Source organism: Mucilaginibacter sp. PAMB04168, assembly GCF_039634365.2.
Classification (GTDB): domain Bacteria; phylum Bacteroidota; class Bacteroidia; order Sphingobacteriales; family Sphingobacteriaceae; genus Mucilaginibacter.
This window is the reverse complement of sequence record NZ_CP155079.2, coordinates 241,171-259,206: the sequence shown is the minus strand read 5'-3', so window position 1 is coordinate 259,206 and position 18,036 is coordinate 241,171. Positions and strand designations below refer to the sequence as shown.

At 42.5% G+C, this 18,036-nt stretch carries 12 protein-coding genes; 1 reads left to right on the top strand and 11 read right to left on the bottom strand.

Going from position 1 to position 18,036, the window contains the following annotated elements:
* Positions 1 to 51 precede the first annotated feature (51 nt).
* The 8 genes from ABDD94_RS01080 to ABDD94_RS01045 form a co-directional block, all read right to left on the bottom strand.
* Positions 52 to 1,764, bottom strand: coding sequence for a RagB/SusD family nutrient uptake outer membrane protein (locus tag ABDD94_RS01080; RefSeq protein WP_345954321.1), 1,713 nt, complete (start codon positions 1,762 to 1,764; stop codon positions 52 to 54).
* 19 nt (positions 1,765 to 1,783) lie between these two features.
* Positions 1,784 to 5,059 (bottom strand): TonB-dependent receptor, encoded by a 3,276-nt coding sequence (locus ABDD94_RS01075; protein WP_345954320.1) that lies wholly within the window; start codon positions 5,057 to 5,059, stop codon positions 1,784 to 1,786.
* A gap of 58 nt (positions 5,060 to 5,117) precedes the next feature.
* Complete coding sequence (locus ABDD94_RS01070) at positions 5,118 to 6,353, bottom strand: DUF1343 domain-containing protein (protein ID WP_345954319.1); 1,236 nt, start codon at positions 6,351 to 6,353, stop codon at positions 5,118 to 5,120.
* Between the two features lie 17 nt (positions 6,354 to 6,370).
* Positions 6,371 to 7,219 (bottom strand): phosphodiester glycosidase family protein, encoded by an 849-nt coding sequence (locus ABDD94_RS01065; RefSeq protein ID WP_345954318.1) that lies wholly within the window; start codon positions 7,217 to 7,219, stop codon positions 6,371 to 6,373.
* A 589-nt stretch (positions 7,220 to 7,808) separates the two neighbouring features.
* Positions 7,809 to 10,607 carry an insulinase family protein gene (locus ABDD94_RS01060; protein WP_345954317.1) on the bottom strand — a complete coding sequence of 933 codons (2,799 nt, stop codon included), beginning with the start codon at positions 10,605 to 10,607 and terminating at the stop codon, positions 7,809 to 7,811.
* Positions 10,608 to 10,694: 87 nt separating this feature from the next.
* Positions 10,695 to 12,380 (bottom strand): cytochrome c biogenesis protein CcdA, encoded by a 1,686-nt coding sequence (locus ABDD94_RS01055; protein WP_345954316.1) that lies wholly within the window; start codon positions 12,378 to 12,380, stop codon positions 10,695 to 10,697.
* Positions 12,381 to 12,383: 3 nt separating this feature from the next.
* Positions 12,384 to 12,830 carry a protein-disulfide reductase DsbD domain-containing protein gene (locus tag ABDD94_RS01050; RefSeq protein ID WP_345954315.1) on the bottom strand — a complete coding sequence of 149 codons (447 nt, stop codon included), beginning with the start codon at positions 12,828 to 12,830 and terminating at the stop codon, positions 12,384 to 12,386.
* Positions 12,831 to 12,839: 9 nt separating this feature from the next.
* Complete coding sequence (locus tag ABDD94_RS01045) at positions 12,840 to 13,901, bottom strand: PLP-dependent cysteine synthase family protein (protein WP_345954314.1); 1,062 nt, start codon at positions 13,899 to 13,901, stop codon at positions 12,840 to 12,842.
* A gap of 160 nt (positions 13,902 to 14,061) precedes the next feature.
* Here ABDD94_RS01045 and ABDD94_RS01040 point away from each other — a divergent pair, with 160 nt between their 5' ends.
* Entirely contained in the window at positions 14,062 to 14,535 is a 474-nt protein-coding gene (locus ABDD94_RS01040; RefSeq protein WP_345949674.1) for an Lrp/AsnC family transcriptional regulator, read from the top strand.
* A gap of 87 nt (positions 14,536 to 14,622) precedes the next feature.
* On the opposite strand, the gene ABDD94_RS01035 is transcribed toward ABDD94_RS01040, so the two are convergent.
* Genes ABDD94_RS01035 through ABDD94_RS01025 form a run of 3 tightly spaced genes read right to left on the bottom strand, consistent with a single transcriptional unit; the run spans position 14,623 to position 18,031 of the window.
* A complete protein-coding gene (locus ABDD94_RS01035) occupies positions 14,623 to 15,735 on the bottom strand; it encodes a TlpA disulfide reductase family protein (RefSeq protein ID WP_345954313.1) in 1,113 nt (370 codons plus the stop codon).
* A 21-nt stretch (positions 15,736 to 15,756) separates the two neighbouring features.
* Entirely contained in the window at positions 15,757 to 16,878 is a 1,122-nt protein-coding gene (locus ABDD94_RS01030) for a TlpA disulfide reductase family protein (protein ID WP_345954312.1), read from the bottom strand.
* Between the two features lie 19 nt (positions 16,879 to 16,897).
* On the bottom strand, positions 16,898 to 18,031 hold the full coding sequence (locus ABDD94_RS01025; RefSeq protein WP_345954311.1) for a TlpA disulfide reductase family protein: 1,134 nt from the start codon (positions 18,029 to 18,031) through the stop codon (positions 16,898 to 16,900).
* Between the last annotated feature and the right edge of the window lie 5 nt (positions 18,032 to 18,036).

Here is an 18,036-nt window from a genome sequence, read left to right as displayed (position 1 = left end):
AAAGAAAACCCTTCATGGTATTGGCCATGAAGGGTTTTAAAATAACTGTATTTACCAGCCTGGATTTTGCTTTAAATCCACACCTTGATCTTTATAAAGTTTGATCTGATCTATTGGCAACGGACTTAAATATACCCGCGGATCATTAAATATCCGCTGCGTTTCGGCCCTTGGCGCAGGAATAATATATCCCTGGGTTGCGTTGTTCTGGATGGTTACAGTAGTGCCAGGATAATCAGCCTTATTTATCCATGCACCTAAATTAATATCAGGATTAGCTTGGGTATCCAGGTATTCATATTTTTTCCACCTGCGTAAGTCACTGTTCCTGAAACCCTCCATCATCAGTTCAACCCTGCGTTCACGACGTATTTCCCATATCATGGCCGGTACAGAAGGGTCTCTTTTGGGATCATTGTAAACTACATTGTTTACAGCCGGCAAACCACCAACGACCTGTAAATTAGGCATATTGATGTTAGCTCTTTTGCGTAGCTTATTTACAGAATTATCCAGGTCGGTTTGCGTTAATGTACCCAGTTCGGCGCAAGCCTCGGCATAATTAATCAGTACCTCGCCCAAACGTATTACAGGTGCCTGCGTGTCGTTCAAGCTGCTATTGCCATTGGTCAGATCCTTGATATCCTCGTTTAAGAACTTTAAGGTAGAATAGCCTGAGGTAGAATAATTACCCACTTTACCCGGCAGCCTTATATCGTTTGTAATGGTTGCCCGCAAACGTGGATCTCTGTTAGCCATTACATTGTTAATAGTCTTATCTCCCTGGTACAAGGGTGAAATACTGATAGGTAAACCATCACTGGCTAAATAAGCTTCAACAGCGTTTTTGGAAACACCGGTTTGTGGCTCCTTATTAACATAACTGTTTAAGCTGTGCGTAAGCAAGCCGGTTTGATATCTCCTGTATAGAATAATTTCCGAATTAGTAGAAAGATCAAGCGAGTTAAACAGCTTTCTATAATCGGCGGCAAGCGTATAACCACCTTTGGTCATTACCTCATTAGCAGCAAACTTTGCAGCTTCCAGGTATTGGGTAGCCTTTGCAGTGTTATTCTCCTGGTATTTTTGCCAGGTTCCTTCATATAGAAATACCCGCGACATAAATGCCAATACCACATCCCGGTTTACAATCAATTTTTGCGGCCCGGTAGCGGCATCTACAACACGAACATTAGCAGCAGCATATTGAAAATCGGCTAGAACGCTGTCCATTACCAGTGTGCGTGGATCGCGTGGTTTGTAAAGGGCAGCCTTGTCGTCATCATTTATTTCTTTATTATAGAATGGATAATCACCAAACGCTTTAACCTTGCTGGCATACTCCATTGCACGAAAGAAACGACCAACCCCTCTCCAATGATTTTTAGCCTCAGTTGACATTGGAACACGATTTATACGATCTATTAAAATATTGGCTTTACGGATATTGGTAAAGGACCAGCCACCACCCGTTTGTGGAACTTGCCTTGTTAGTACCGTAGGCGTTGTTGGTGCAAAATCATCGTTCAAGGTTTCACCCGAAAAATATCCACCCCAAGTTAAATCAAAGCCTGAGGCATATCCGGGGAAATAGGTGGTATAAAAGCCATACGCAAAAGTTCTTACGTTACCTTCACTGGTCCAATAATTGCCATCTATAAGAGCATCCAAAGGAGGCCTGTCTAAAAATTTGTCAGCTTTCTTACAACCAAAAATTGTAGTTGTAACTGCGATGATTATAATTAAATATTTTAAAGTCTTCATGTCTGTATTTTTTTAAGAATTAAAACGTAACCTGTAGACCTAAAGAGTAAGTTTTTCTGTAAGGATAAACGCGTCCGAAGCCTGCTCGGTCTAAGTTTAACTGGCTTTGCGAAAAGTCAATTTCCGGATCTATCGGAATTTCGCCTAAGTGATCAAAAGTTAAAATATTTTCGCCACTGAAAAATACTCTTAACTTTTGGATTTTTATACGCTCTGTTAGTCTTTTAGGTAATGAGTAGCCTACGTTCAGATTTTTTAAGCGCAGGTACGCCATGTTTAACAAGTACCGGGTTTGTGGTTGAAAATTCCATCTGTCAACAGTTGCGCCGTAGTCTGTTGGTCTTGGATAAAAGGCTCCAGGGTTTTCCGGTGTCCAGTAATCCATCTGGTTAGCATACCAGCCCTCTGCTGCTCTAAAGCCGGGGAATACGGTTGGACCGCTTGCCCAAAGGTCGCGTTTAGCTACACCCTGGAAAAATACGTTTACATCAAATCCTTTCCAATCGGCACCAAGCCTTAAGCCGTACAGATAACGTGGTGTCGAATTTCCAATTACTTTTTTATCGCCCGGATCATCCAGTGTGCTAGTACCAGAATAGATTACGCCGTCGCCGTTCAGATCTTTGTACTTTACATCACCAGGTCCAAAGTAGAATGAACCGCTTTCTAACTGAGCCTGCGAAGCGACTCCCGGAGCATAAATATAACGGCCTGCTGCGTTCCTTCCCGAAAAATCACTTTCAGTAAATAAGCGATCTGTTTCGTAACCCCATATCTCGCCGAGCTTCATACCCTCATAATAGGTTGTGTTAATTTCGGCAATAGGTCCGGGCAATCCACGTGTTGTGTTCGCAAATTTGGTTATGGTTTCCGTTGCATCAGACAATGTACCTGTGAAACTGATATGCAAGCCATTTGAAAAAGCGTGATTATAATCCACTGCCAATTCCCAGCCTGTTCCTCTTAATTCACCATAATTAACCCTTGGTGCGCCTGTGCCAAACGAGCTTGGCAGCGTGGCACCGTTAGTTAGCATATCGCTTGTTGTTCTTCTGAATACATCAAACGTGATACCCAAATCATTATTCAGAAACCTGGCATCAAGTCCTAAGTCGGCTGTTTTAACCTTTTCCCAGGTTAGAGTAGGCGAAACGTAAGGGGGGGTAGCAACAGTAATTGCATTGCCTGATGGCAGTAGCCATCCCGAACTAGAAGAAGGCATGACTGGTAGGAAAGCATAATCACCCCGGGTCGTAACAACCTGATTTCCCACTTGACCGTAAGAAGCTCTTATTTTTAAGAAAGACAACCATGATTTGGTTTTCTGCATGAACGACTCCTCACTTAATACATAACCTGCTGAAGCAGAAGGAAAGAAAGCATATAGATCAGTGCCTGGGAAGCTTGATGATCCATCATAGCGACCATTTAACTCTAACAAATACTTGTTTTTATACCCATAGTTAATACGGCCAAAGTAACCCAGGGTAGAGAAATGGTTATGTACGCCATCTACGAATTGATCGCCAGTTGCCAATCTAATTTCGCCATAATTTGGATCAAGGAGGTTTCTTTTTTCCGATGAATTGTTGGTCAACTCGTTATACTCTATATCGCCGCCTAATATGGCTTTAAACGAGTGGTCACTAATGGTTTTATCGTATGTTGCAAATAGTTTTCCTGTATTAATACGTGTCCATGTAGAATTGTAAACCACTTTATTAAAAGAAGCGGCTTGATAAGGCGTGTAATTTAAATTGGTACCGTTGAATGACCAAAAATCATAAGCGGAGGTGTTACCGCCCGTTTGATGCAAGTGGGAATCGGTACCTGTATAATAATAATCGGCATTAACGGTTAAGCCTTTAGCCAGTTTAAACGTACTACCCAATTGGATGCGGGCTGTACTACTCTTGGTTTCGTCCATTTTGGCCTGTTCTACCTCGGTAATAGTACCTCTGAAAGGCAAACCATTGAAAGTACCGTAAGGGTAGTTAGATGGCCAGCGGTACAGGTAGTAATAAGGGCCATATTGTGAACCCGAAAATGAGAACGGACTGGTAGCTTTGGTATTAGAAAAGATAATTTTTCCGCGTACATCCACCCACTGTTTAGGGCTTGCGTTAACACCTAAGGTAAAATTATAACGATCAAACTCATCGGGGTTTACCTTTAACACGCCCGACTGCCCTAAATAACCAATACCCAGGTTGTAGTTAATCTTATCGCTGCCCCCGGTTACGCCCAGGTTGTGTGTTTGCTGTGGTGTCCAGTCGCGAAGATACAATTTGGCAGGATCCCACGTACGATAGAAATACAAGTTACCACCTGTAATATCAAAATCGCGACCCTGTACCATTTCACTACCCAAGTCCTGACCTAAATATTTTTGTTCCCAATCGCGCATTTTAGCTATGGCACCAGCGTCAACCGTATAACCTATTACTTTAAAATTGGCCGTGTTAGGGCTAAACCGCTGCAAAGCCAGCAAGGTAGCCTGCGAGTTTTCAGAAGCAAGCGACATTTTAGGCGTGTTTAAGGGTGCTGCCCAAGCCAGGTTATTTGAATAAGTAACGGTGTTTGTACCATTTCTTTTACCGCTTTTGGTTGTAATTAGTATTACACCAAATGCCGCACGAGTACCATATATAGATGCAGAAGCTGCATCCTTTAATACTGATATAGACTCAATATCGTCGGGGTTAATAAGCTGCAAACTTGGTATCTCGGCATTATCTACCAAAATAAGCGGTGCTGCGCCGCCGGCACCTGTGTTAACTGACCCTCTTAAACCACGTAACCTGATCTTGGGGTCTGTACCAATATCACCGGTTGCGGTAGTTATGGTTAAGCCCGGCACAACACCTTGTAAGCCGCGGCCCACATCAGTAATTGGCCTCGATTGTAGTGCTTTTGTGTCAACAGTAGTTACGGCACCTGTTAAATCGGCCCGCTTTTGTGTGCCATAACCTACCACAACCACCTCGTTGAGTGATTTGGTATCGGCACCAAGTTTTACATTGATCACATTGCTGCTACCCACTGTAATTTCCTGATTTGAGCTTCCGATAAAACTAAATACCAGCACCTGGCCGTTAGCTGCCTGTATGGAATACATACCGTTAACATCGGTCACGGTGCCATTAGTTCCTCCTTTTACCTTAACTGATACGCCGGGCTGCGGGTTTCCGTCATCGGCGTTAGTTACTTTACCGCTAATTGCTTTTTGCTGTGCAATAGCCTGCACAGACAAAAACAATAGCGCAAAGAACATCCTAAGTAGCTTTTGTTTCATAATTTTTGTTTAGCGTTAGTTAATCTATTTGTGTTATAGTATGTAGGCTGTTGATAGCTTAAGGATATAAAAGATAAAGCTGGCGCATTTTTTTAAACTGAGTTAAACCCGGTTCCCAACTTGCCCTGATTTCTTCCTCCGTTTTACCGGCAATAATCTGTTCTTTTAAAGTTGTTGTGCCGGCCAGCTTATCAAAGTTGCCCATCTGCTTACTTTGCTTGTAATCAAAAAACTTATCTTTAAACGGATAGGCCTTGTACATCTCAATAAGCCAGCTTAAGTTGACCCGCTTGCTTTTAATGAGCTTTTTGGTGTCATATTTTCGCAGGTCGAGGCCGAAGCATTCCATGTCCTGAAAAAGCGGTGTTTCGCTCATTCCAGGTATACTTTTCGGCGTAAAGGCAAATTTATATTGCCCTTTCAGATCAGGGTTTCCCAACACGGTAAACGGAAAGTAAGTACCCCTGCCCTGGCTAATAATAGTCCCCTCGAAAAGGCACAATGAAGGATATAATAAAATAGATTGCTGCGTATTGAGGTTTGGTGACGGATGTACCGGTAAAGTATAAGGCATACTGTGCTTATAATTAGCCAGCGGAATAATTTTCAGCTTGCATTTTATTCCATTAGCCATCCAGCCCTGGCCGTTTATCATTTGCGCATATTCGGCAACAGTCATACCGTGTGCAATAGGTACCGGATGAAACCCGATGCCAGATTTTAGCTTCATATCCAGCACAGGCCCGTCAACCATATATCCGTTAGGGTTGGGCCTGTCCAGTATCATCAATTCTTTGTTATTTTCGGCACAAGCTTCCATTACCCGATGTAAGGTAGCTAAGTAAGTATAATACCGAGCACCAACATCCTGCAGGTCATATATCATTAAATCAACCGCTGCCAAATCTTGTGCGGCTGGCTTACCTGATTTGCCGTATAAGGAAACTACTTGTATACCTGTTTTAGGGTCGGTACTGTCATCTACATGTGCACCATTGCTGGCATCGCCTCTGAAGCCATGCTCGGGACCAAATATTTTAACAATGTTTACGCCAAGCGCTTTTAAACTATCAACACTGGCCTTATCACCAATACGCGACGATGGGTTAACCACCATACCAATGCGCTTTCCCTTTAAATAAGGTAAATATTTCTCGGTTTGATCTGCGCCGGTTATAAGCGATTTGGCAAAAGTACTTGGCTTAGAATTATGGAGTAAAGCTTGTGTTGGTTTGCTATAATTATGCCAGCTTGCCGACACAATTATTAAAACAGAGAGTATTGTTATTTTCATAATTCTCGTTTATTAAATCACTTGCGTTTCACCAGCACAACGTTAGCTACCTTACGCTGTGTTTTATGGTCCCATTTTCCACCGTCAGATGGGTAGTTAACCACCCCATCTTTGCTCTCCCATAGTGTTGTTGAGCCACCACCGTCAAGGTTTACGCCATCACTGCAATGGAGCCAGCGTAATATTTTTCTTAATTCAAATAAGCTAACTCCTGCAGAATTTGCGCTCCTTCCATCAACCGTTATAAGCAATACGCGGTTGTTATCGGTTATGGCGACCGCCGACCGCGGGTGCCGAAGAACATTAAAACTGGCAGAATCCAATGCCACCTGTTTGTTATCATGTAAGAGTAACGGCCCGGTTAACATCACATCTTCACCATCTAATTTTTTTTCCCAATCAGCACTGCCGTCCCATTCTGCAATACTTAGCTTGCCGTCCTTTATTACTAAAGCCGCTTGCTGATGCCTTGCCCGTTTGTCTCCTTTTTCTAGCCGGTTTTCATTGATAATCTGGCCATCTGATTTAATAAAATCAACCGAACCGCCATTCTTAACGTCAAAGAAAGTTCCGTTGATGGCTGCTATGGCATGCTTATCGCTTCCAAAATCACTGGTTGTTCTCTTTTGCTTTGGCTCGTAAGCCAGGTCGAACTTCGTTTTGCGTCGGGCTTTAACTTCGAGAACAGATATAAATTGGTTCGATTTAAACAAAGATTTGCCTCTAAACCAAGCCTGCTTTAAATGAATGCCCGGACCAAGCCTTTTAGTATCCCACTCAATCCTTTTAAAAATAACGGAATCGGTTTGAGCGGATGCAAAAGCAATATTTAACGTTAAAAATGTTAGAACCACAATTAAACGCATACTTTTAGATTTGGCTATTTAGTTAGAATTAAGGCAATAATGACGCAAAAACATGCAACGTCTAAAGATCTTTCTTTTCAAATATATAGAATAAGCAATTAAAGAATACAACTTTTTGCTGCTTATTTTTACAACCGTGCAAGAAAACGCATTTTAATGCACTTTTCATCACAGTTAATAAACAGCACATTAATTATGTGTTAAGATCAAGTTGATAAACTGTTGGCTTTCTGTCTTTTCATAAGTTTTAGATTTGAAAAGAATTGTGATACTATGGTTATGTCTTAGGCTCACTTAGCTTATAGCAGAATAAAACGAACAATAATTGTATGTAAAAAGCTTTACGTTCTCCGCCCTACATACACAGAAAAATAACCCAAAAAAAGAGCCTCTCAAATTTCTTTAAGAGGCTCTTTTTTTGTAAATAGAACTGGCAAAAGCTGATTCTCTTCCATTACCCTAGGAACGTTGCAATCAAATTAAACTATCAAGAAGCTACCCTGGCTGTTGCTTAGAAAAACTATTTGCGAGAGCCCTGTTAATATTTGCCTAATGTGATTACTTGCAATGTTTACCAGTTAGGTGCCGTTTAACGCCGTTCGGTTTCGGGCATAAGCACAAACCTGATATAATTTTTTCCGTTTAGGTATTTCTGTGCTGTACTTTTTAAGCTTTCGGTAGTGATAGATTGCAGGTTAGCTGCATAGTTATCTAATCCGGTGAGTGACTCATTGTTTTGTAAGGCTCCGCTCAAGTAAGCTAACCAAAACTTGTTGGTTTTAACTTCGGTTTCGTGGCTGCGTTGCGCTTCGGCTTTATACTTATCAACATTTACCTGGGGCGGACCCTGCGTTTTTAATTTATTCACCTCATCTAACGATGATGCTATCAGCTTGTCGACATTTTGCGGCGCACAACCAAAAGTAATTGCGAAGCTATAACGCGGACTAGGAACTTTGCTTGCCCCGGCGTAAGCGCCAGGCGTATAAACGCCGCCCTCTTCTTCGCGCAGGCGTTCCAACAGCCGAAACTGTAATGTCTCTTTCAATGCATCTAACTGTAATTTTTCTTTATCGGTATAATTAAAATCGCCGGTAAAAAATAACTGCACAGTCGCTTTTTGCTCGGTGCCTTTGTAAATATTTTTTTCAAATCGTCCCTTTGGAGGGTAGATATGCAGGTCTTTAGCCTGCGTTCCACTGCTTTTTGCCGGTAATGATGCTACATACTTTTCAAGCAAGGGTTTAATAGCTTCCATATCAATAGCACCAACAAAGGTATATACCGTTCCTGCTGCGTTAGCAAAACGCTCTTTATAAATTTGGTAGGCCCTGTCCAAGTTTACCTGATCTAACTTAGCCAGTGTTGGCGGTGTGCGGCGTATGTTATAGTTACCCAAAAATGCGCTCACTGAATCTTTAAAAACCGTACCCGGATCGCTGCCCCGATTTGCCAGGGCTGCTTTAGAACGCTGAATGATGCTTTGAAATTGGTTTACATCTTTACGGGGTTCAGTTAAATAAGCATACGCAAGCTGCAAGGCCGTCTCCAGGTCTTTTGGAGTTGCACCTCCGGTAATTCCCTGACTGCGCTCACCAATATACGGTTGAACCGCTAACTGCCTGCCAGATAAAAATTTGCTTAATTCTGTTAAATTATAATTGCCTGCACCAAACGATGGAATAATTAATGAATTAGCAGCACTTTGATAGTCGGCATCATTGTATAACGATGTCCCCCCGGCAGAAAATGAATTAAACAGAACTTCATTATTTTTAAATGGTGTTGGTTTTAGCACCACTTTAACACCATTGCTAAGCGTTAACGTGGTTGTTCCTAAATGCTCGTCCTTTACTTCTTTAATGATTTTTCCAGATATCGGTGCTTTAGTAAGTAGAGACAATGTACTTACCTGATCATTGTATGGCTTAAGGCTTTCGGTTTCAACATCCTTTAACCACGCAGTTACTGTTGCTTCAGATGGTAATCCGGCTTTATCCTTTTCGGGCGCCATTAGCAGGATGGTGCGGTTATCTTCCCGAATGTAAGACTTAACTACCCTACTTAGTTCGGCTAAATCAATTTGCGGCAAGGCTGATTTAGCCAGTTCATATTCGGCATCGATACCGGGCGCAGCTTCGTTTTTTAAGAAGTAAGCCAGGTATTCATTTACATAATTGTCTGAACTCGTTTTGTTCTTTTCTTTTAAAGATGACTCCATCTGGTTCATGAAGCTTTGTTTTGCACGGGCTAACTCCGTAGCGGTAAAGCCAAAGCGTTTAACCCTTTCAATTTCGCGCCATACAGCCTTCAGTCCCTTTTCCAGCCCTTGTGGTTTAACCGATACACTTGCACTAAAATTTTTAAGATCACCTAAAAAATCGCCAATGTATGCGCCGCCCTGAATGTAAGGTGGTTCTGCTTGCCTCAACAATTCGGCGCAACGAGCGCCAAGCATGCTATTAAAAAGCCTGTTAACTATTTCTGCTTTATAATCTGAAACGGTTGTTAAATGGTTACCAGGAAGTTTGATGATTACCTGCGCCACAATGGAAGTCATTTCAGGATCCGTAACGGCCTGAAAGTTATTCTGGCCGGTTAGCGGTATCTTATATTCAATCCGTGGTTGCTCAGAGGCCGGGTTTTTCAGATCGCCGAATTTATCTTTGATGGTTTGCTCCATCTGGTTTACATCAATATCGCCCACCACAATCAATGCCTGCAGGTCGGGACGGTACCAGGTATGGTAGTATGCTTTAAGCGTTTCGGGTTTAAAGTTTTTCAGTACGTCATCGGTACCTATGGGCAGCCTGCTGGCATAGCGCGACTGGTTAAGCAGCATTGGAAAATACTGATTGCGCATGCGCTCTTGTGCACCTTTACCCAGCCGTTTTTCCTCCAGTATAACACCACGTTCCTTGTCAATTTCTACCGGATCCAGTGTGGCATCTTGCGCCCAGTCCCGCATTATTTGGATGCCGTTTTGCAATATCTCGGGTTTATCGGTTGGTAGGGGCAACTGGTAAACGGTTTCGTCAAAACTGGTGTAGGCGTTCAGATCAGCACCAAAGCGTACCCCCGATTTTTGCAGATAATCAACCAATGCATTTTTAGGGAAATGCCTGGTGCCGTTAAAGCTCATATGCTCCATAAAGTGCGCAAGCCCTTGCTGCTCGTCTGTTTCCAAAATCGACCCTACTTTGTTCGCCAGATAGAATACAACCCGATTCTTTGGTTCTTCGTTATGACGGATATAATAGGTAAAGCCATTGGCCAGCTTACCGGTACGCACCGCCGGATCCAGTGGCAATGGTTTCTCTTGTGCCAGCACATGGCCGGTTAATAAAAAAGTTCCGGCAATGGCCAGGTAAATGTTTTTTAATTGCATGGTATATCAATTACGTTTGACTGGCTCGCTAACAGCCAATACAATGTGTTTATTTAATAGTCTATTATTTGCGTCATTTAAGGCGTATTACCTGCCCAACTTTTGGTAAGCCTGCAAACCGCTATCTAAAAATTTCAGGTAACTAACCGGATCATAATCTGCTCCGCCTGCCGGTACCAGCAAATTGCCGCTATTATCCAACAGTACATAAAAAGGCTGCGAATTGGCCTGAAATTTTGATGCTTCCAGATTGCTCCATTTGTTGCCTATAGTTTTTATTTGTTTTCCCTGCGGTGTAGTAATTTGTTCAGTTTGTGCCAGGTCGGTCTTGTCATCAACGTATAGCTGTATCAGCACATATTGCTGGCTAATGCGCTGGTAAACCTCTTTGTCGGTCCAAACACTGGCTTCCATTTTTCGGCAGTTAACGCAGGCGTGTCCGGTAAAATCAATCATCACGGGTTTATGCACTTTGGCTGCATACGCCATACCCTCGTCATAATCAAAGTAAGGGTTTAAGCCTGCCGGCTTATCAAAAAGCTCGGCATATTTATGTGGTGCCTGTTCATTGGCAGATGACGTGCTGAGTCGTCCGCCACCATTCAGGGTAGCCGTATACAAGTCAAAATCCTGCGTTGACTGCGGCGGCAAAAGCCCCGATAAGGATTTAAGCGGCGCCCCCCATAAGCCCGGAACCATGTATATGGTGAACGACAAAACGACAATGGCTAAAAACAGCCTGGGCACCGAAATATACGGCAACTTACTATCATGGCTAAAGGTTAACTTGCCCAGCAAATAAAAGCCCATTAGGGCAAAAATAACAATCCAAAGTACCAGGAACACTTCACGGTCAAACAGTTTCCAGTGGTAGGCCAAATCAACGTTAGAAAGAAACTTGAAAGCTAAGGCAAGTTCCAAAAAGCCTAATACAACTTTTACACTATTTAGCCAGCCGCCTGATTTGGGTAACGACTGCATCATACCCGGAAACATAGCAAACAGTACAAACGGTATAGCCAGTGCCAGCGAAAAGCCAAACATACCTACCGCAGGCCCTAATAAGGCACCAGTAGTTGCAGCCTGCACCAATAACGAGCCCACAATAGGGCCCGTACAACTAAAAGACACAAGCGCCAAGGTAGCCGCCATAAAAAAGATACCCGCCATGCCGCCTTTGTCCGACTGCTGGTCCATTTTATTGCCCCATGAACTGGGTAACGTTATTTCGAAAGCGCCTAAAAAAGAAGCGGCAAATAACACCAGCATTAAAAAAAACAGAAAGTTAAATACCCCATTGGTAGAAAGGCTATTAAGCGCTGCCGGCCCGAATATGACCGTTACAATTAACCCCAGCACTACGTAAATAACAATAATAGAAATGCCGTAAATGAGCGCCCTGCTCACCCCGCTTCCCTTATTTTCACCACTTTTAATAAAGTAGCTCACCGTCATGGGCAGCATTGGGAAAATACAAGGCATCAGCACGGCGGCAAAACCACCTATTAAGCCGGCGATGAATATGGCCCATAATGATTTTTTTACGTCTGTTTTAGCTGCCGTTGTATGATTGTTTTTTTGCGCTACAGCCTTTTCCTTAACGGTGTCGCTGTTTTTAATAATAATAGCGTTGCCCGTATCAGCCGTAATGGGAGAAAACTCCAAATTGGCTGTTGATACCGTATCCTGGCTGTAAGCATTTACGGCCAAACCCGTCGATAACATTAAGGTTACTAATAGCAACCGGTATAAGTGTGTAAATTGAAGGGTCATCGCTTATTTAACAGGGATGCTAAACTCGATAGTTTCGGGCGGCAGGCATTGCTTGTCATTGCAGGTCATATATTCTAACGTGCCTTTTACAGTAGCCTGACCGGCTTTCAATTTAATTTTTTGCTGAAATATAACCTGCTTTTCAAAGAAGCTTACATTCATGCTAAACACCTTTTCATAACGGGTAATAGGAGCCGGCTCGTGGGTTTTACCAACCAGTGTGTATGCCGGCGATGGTGCGAATGTAAAAGTGGTTTTTACCGGGCCGCCTTCTTTAACGGTTTGTGAGTACAGGTGCCATCCCGCATCAATTGTTGCTTTAACAAATATCACGGCTTCTGCTTTTCCGGTTTTTTTACTGCCGTAGCTCCATTTTACCGGAGTTAATATTTGTGCGTGTAACTGCAGGCTTACCAGTATGGTTGCTGCTATCAATAACATCTTTTTCATTTATAAAAATTATTTTATGTATGTGTCTTTAAGTCGGCTAATAGGATGATAGCCGGTGAAATCAACGTTGGTAGACAGGTAGCCTTCTTTAACAGGCTCGTCCTTCATGAGGTCTGTGCTCAGGTACTTTTTATTATCATCACAAAGCATGGTAACAATGGTTGCGTTGTAACCCATTTGTTCTTGCAGTTTGATAGCGCCAATTAGGTTTGCACCTGATGATATGCCTACCGCCAAGCCCAATTGCCGGGCCAGCTTCTGGGCCATCAAAATGGCATCACCATCATGGGCTTGTATAACTTGATCCATTTCATCCAATTTCAGAATGGCCGGTATAAACTCATCAGATATACCCTGAATACGATGGCTGCCCACTTTATGACCGGTGGTTAGCGTTGGCGATTCGGCCGGCTCTAAAGGATGGGTCTTTATTCCCGGCTGCTGGGTTTTAAGGTATTTACCTATACCCATAATGGTACCACCGGTACCAACGCCCGCAACAATGGCGTCTGGCTGTTTACCTATGCTTGCAAGCTGTTGCCATATCTCGGGGCCGGTGGTTGTTTCGTGAGCTTCGGCATTGTACAGGTTTTCAAACTGCTGTGGTAAAAATATATTTGAAAATTCATTGGCCATGTATTCGGCCAGTGCTATACTGCCCAAAAAACCTCCTTGTTCTTTACTAATCAGTATAACCTCGGCGCCCATGCTTTTAATTATATCAATGCGCTCTTTGCTTAACCAGTTAGGCAAAATGATTTTAACCGAATGGCCTAATGCACGGCCAATTGCTGCAAATGCAATACCTGTATTGCCACTGGTAGCCTCTACTATAGTATCACCAGGCCTTACATTACCATTAAGGTAGGCCTTGTACATAATGTATAAAGCCATCCTGTCTTTAATGCTGCCGGTTAAATTGTAATGTTCGCATTTTACATAAATGCACCCCGATTTACCTTTATGCTGGTACTGCAATTCCAGCATAGGTGTATTACCCACCAGGTGCCAAAGGTTGTTAAATTTACTTTCAAGTTCGGTACTCAAACCGGCTGTCAGACTATCGTTCACGCTTATAATTATTTACAGTAAAAATCAACATATATAAATTATGCGTCAATGATTACGCTAAAACCCATAAATTTTACGGAGTATTGCTTATATTTTTATGTTATTTACAGTGTAAGCCACAGTTTGGATCGCTTACTAAATTTTTTACGGATTTCGATTTATGATTATGACCATAAAGGGTTTGGACAATACAGATATAGACATACTTAATCTACTACAGAAGAACGCTGAATTGACCAATAAAGAGATCTCGTTCACCCTGCATAAGTCAATTGCTACGGTTCATGAACGGATTAGACGCTTAAAAGAACAAGGATATATTGATAGGGTGGTAGCCATTTTAAACAGCAAAAAAATTGATAAATCGTTAATTGCTTTTAGCCAGGTACTTTTAAACGGGCATGCGGCAGATACGCTCCGTCAGTTTGAAAATGAGGTGGTTCAATTTCCCGAAGTAATGGAATGCTTCCAGATGACCGGCACCTTCGACTTTCTATTGCGCATTGCCACCAGCGACATGAACGCTTACCATGATTTTTACCGGCATAAATTAGCCACACTACCTAATATTCATTCTATACAAAGCTTTTTTGTATTGTCGGAAACCAAAAGCGATACGGCTTATCCTATCTGATAATGTATATCTAGTATAACCCAATGGGTCATGCTGGATATACATTAATGTTTTTAGCCTGTAGAGGCTAATATTGGCTAACCGGTATTATTTTACCAGGGCCGATAGCTTAGTCATCAGTTCCTCGCCGCGCAGGTTTTTGGCAATTACTTTCCCGGTGGGGTCTATCAAAATGTTTTCGGGAATGGCAGATACGCCATACTTAAGGGCAACATCGTTTTTCCAGCCTTTCAAATCACTTACCTGTACCCAGGGTAGTCCGTCTGTTTCAATAGCTTTTAACCAAGCCGCCTTTTTATCATCTAACGATACACCAATAATTTCGAAGTTTTTACCCTTTAGCTGATTGTAAGTTTTTACAACATTTGGGTTTTCCGCACGGCAGGGCGCGCACCAGCTTGCCCAAAAATCAACCAATACATATTTGCCTTTAAAGTCAGATAGTTTTACCGGTTTGTCGTTTACATCATTTTGTGTAAAGTCCATCGCTAATACGCCTAGATCCTTCTTTTTGGCAATGGCAATCTTTTCGGCCGTTTGTTTACCCAGTGCCGATTCGCGTAGCGCTGCTGAAAACTTATTGAATTGCACATCTGCAACTTTTGGATCGAAATTATAGCCTAACCCTATATTGTTAAAGCTCACTAAAGCGACATAGGAGTTAGGGTGCGATTCAATAAATTTCGTGTACAAAGCCTTTTCTTCGGCAATCATATTCCGTAAGCTATCAGCCGCTTTAACATAAAGCGGATTTTCGGGTTGTGGTTTAACACCAGTCCATGCTGCCTTTAAGGCATTCATTTTAATTCTTAACGGCTTAATGTATTCGTTCAGCGCTTTATTGTCATCATTAATAACAGAGCCTTTAATAGAAGCGCGTTTAACTGAGTCGGGGGCGTTTACCACAATACGGGCATTTTCGAGATACAATCCCAAAATATCCATGTTCCTGGTTAAAGGGGCAGCATCATGCCTAATGGTTATGCCCGCCGGTACCGGTGATGCCACCGATCCTTTAAATGCAAACGTACCATTTTTCATCTCTACCGAATCAACAACCCGCTTACCATCCACCATATAGGCCAGGTATGCTTTGGCAGGCGCATTCAAGTTACCTACTTTGCCGGTAATGGTGTAGCCGCTTTGTGCCTTTCCCAAAAAGGGTAGCAGGCACAGCGTTGCAAAAAATATTTTTTTCATAATTGTATTTACTAATGCCTGTTATTTAATATAGGTCGACAATGTTTGGGTAAGGTCTTCGCCACGAAGGTTTTTGGCAATAATTACACCTTCGGGGTTGATTAATACGTTTTGAGGAATTGCGGTAATGCCGAATTTAACGGCAACATCATTTTTAAAGCCTTTTAAATCGCTTACTTGTATCCACGGCATAGCATCCTGCGCTACGGCTTTTAACCAGGCAGCCTTGGTTTCATCTAAAGAAATTCCTACTATTTCCAACTTCTTATCTTTCAGTGTACGGTAGGCTTTTAACAAATTAGGGTTTTCGGCACGGCAAGGTGCACACCAGCTGGCCCAAAAATCAACTAATACGTATTTGCCTCTTAATGCCGACAGCTTAAACTCATTACCTTTGTCATCGATCTGGGTAAAATCAAGCGTTTTACCTATTGATAACTGCATTGCTTTCTGATACTTAGCTGCCAATCTTTGCCCGGTAAAGCTACCTAACACCCTTTTGCTAAGCGATTTATAGTAAGGATCAAAAACTTTAGGGTCTATAACTGCAGCCTTTTCGTTAGCTACCAAATCGAGCGTTACGTAGGAGTCGGGGTGACTAAAGATAAAAGCGTCTAAAGCCGCATTCATTTTAACACCTAAAGGTTTACCTTCGGTTTGTATCCGCTTAATTTCGGCTGTATCTTTTGCCGACCTGGCTTTCAGATACCTGTTGGCTAATAGCTGATACTGGGCCGATAGCGGTCCCATTTGACTATCATACGCAAGGTAATCGGTTTGGGCCTGTGCACCTGTGATTTTTGCGTTTTTAATACTATCAGCAGCTACCACCGTGTACTTTCCTTTTTCCAAATAAAAATCTTTGTAATCGGCTTGGCGGCGGGTCTTAACACTATCTTTCTTGCTTGGCACTAATATAAGATAGGCCCTGTTGCCAAATGCTGTTTCGCCGGTAAACATAAATTTACCTGCTTTAACGGCTACTGTATCACTCTTATCTTTGCCCTGGCTGTTTTTGTAGCTAAGTATGGCAAGCTTTTCGCTACCCGGATTGGTAAGCTTTCCATTGATCTCAAACTTATCCTGTGCATGCACCATCAATGGCAATGCGCACAGCAGGGTTATCATTACTTTCTTCATCATCGTACGTATAGCGGATATTTTATTTAATGTATGCTGATAGCTTGGCTGTTAGATCATCCCCACGAAGATCTCTGGCCACAATAACACCCCGAGGGTCAATTAATAAGTTTTGCGGTACCGAATTAACGCCGTATAAAATTGCCACCTCGTTTTTCCAGCCCTTTAAATCACTTACATGAATCCAGGGCATACCATCTTTATTAATAGCATCCACCCATTGCGGCTTTCCCATATCTAACGATACACTTACAATCTCAAAGTTTTTGTCTTTTAAGGCTTGGTAGGCTTTACGCACATTGGGGTTTTCGGCACGGCAGGGTGCACACCAGCTGGCCCAAAAATCAACCAATACATACTTTCCTCTTAATGAAGACAGTGTGAAGGCTTTACCATTAACATCGTTTTGGGTAAAATCGGTAACCTTTATACCTGCCTGACCTCTTTTGGCAATCTCAATTTTTTCAGCTGTACGCTTGCCCAGCTCTGATGCTTGCAGTTGGGGAGACAGCTTATGGTACAGCGGCTCCACAGCAGCCGGGTTAAACTTACTGCCTAAAATAGAATAACTGTAAGTATACAACCCCATAAATGAATTAAGGTGCGTTTCTACAAACTTCAACTTAATGTCTCTGATCTCGGTAACCCAATTGGCTACACTGTCTGATGCTATCTTTCGCTCTTCGGCAGTTAAGCTTGCGGAAGCTTTGTTGTATTTGGAGAACTTATTATTAAGCCTTATAATGTTATTGGTTAAAGGTCTAACCTGGGCCTCCAGCTCATGACTTTCTCTATCGGCAACCGAGCCGGTTACCTTTGATTTTATGATAGAGTCGGTAGCAGTAAATACAATATTAGAATTTTCGAGGAAAAAGCCTAACTGATCGCCCTGAGTACGAACCTCAGGCACACCGGTTCGCTTAACAGCTAAGATGGCCTGCTGCGGTTCGTTAACACTGCCTTTGAACTGAAATTTACCGCCCTTTACTTCTACCGAGTCGGTTTCTTTCCAGGCTCCGTTTTGAATGGTAACCAGGTAAGCTTTGGCCGGCACTTTTAACGCCGGCATTTTACCGGTTATGGTATACCCGCTTTGTGCCATTAAAGCTAGCGGCCATAAGCCGGCCACTAGCAATATTGTTTTTTTGAAATTCATATCAA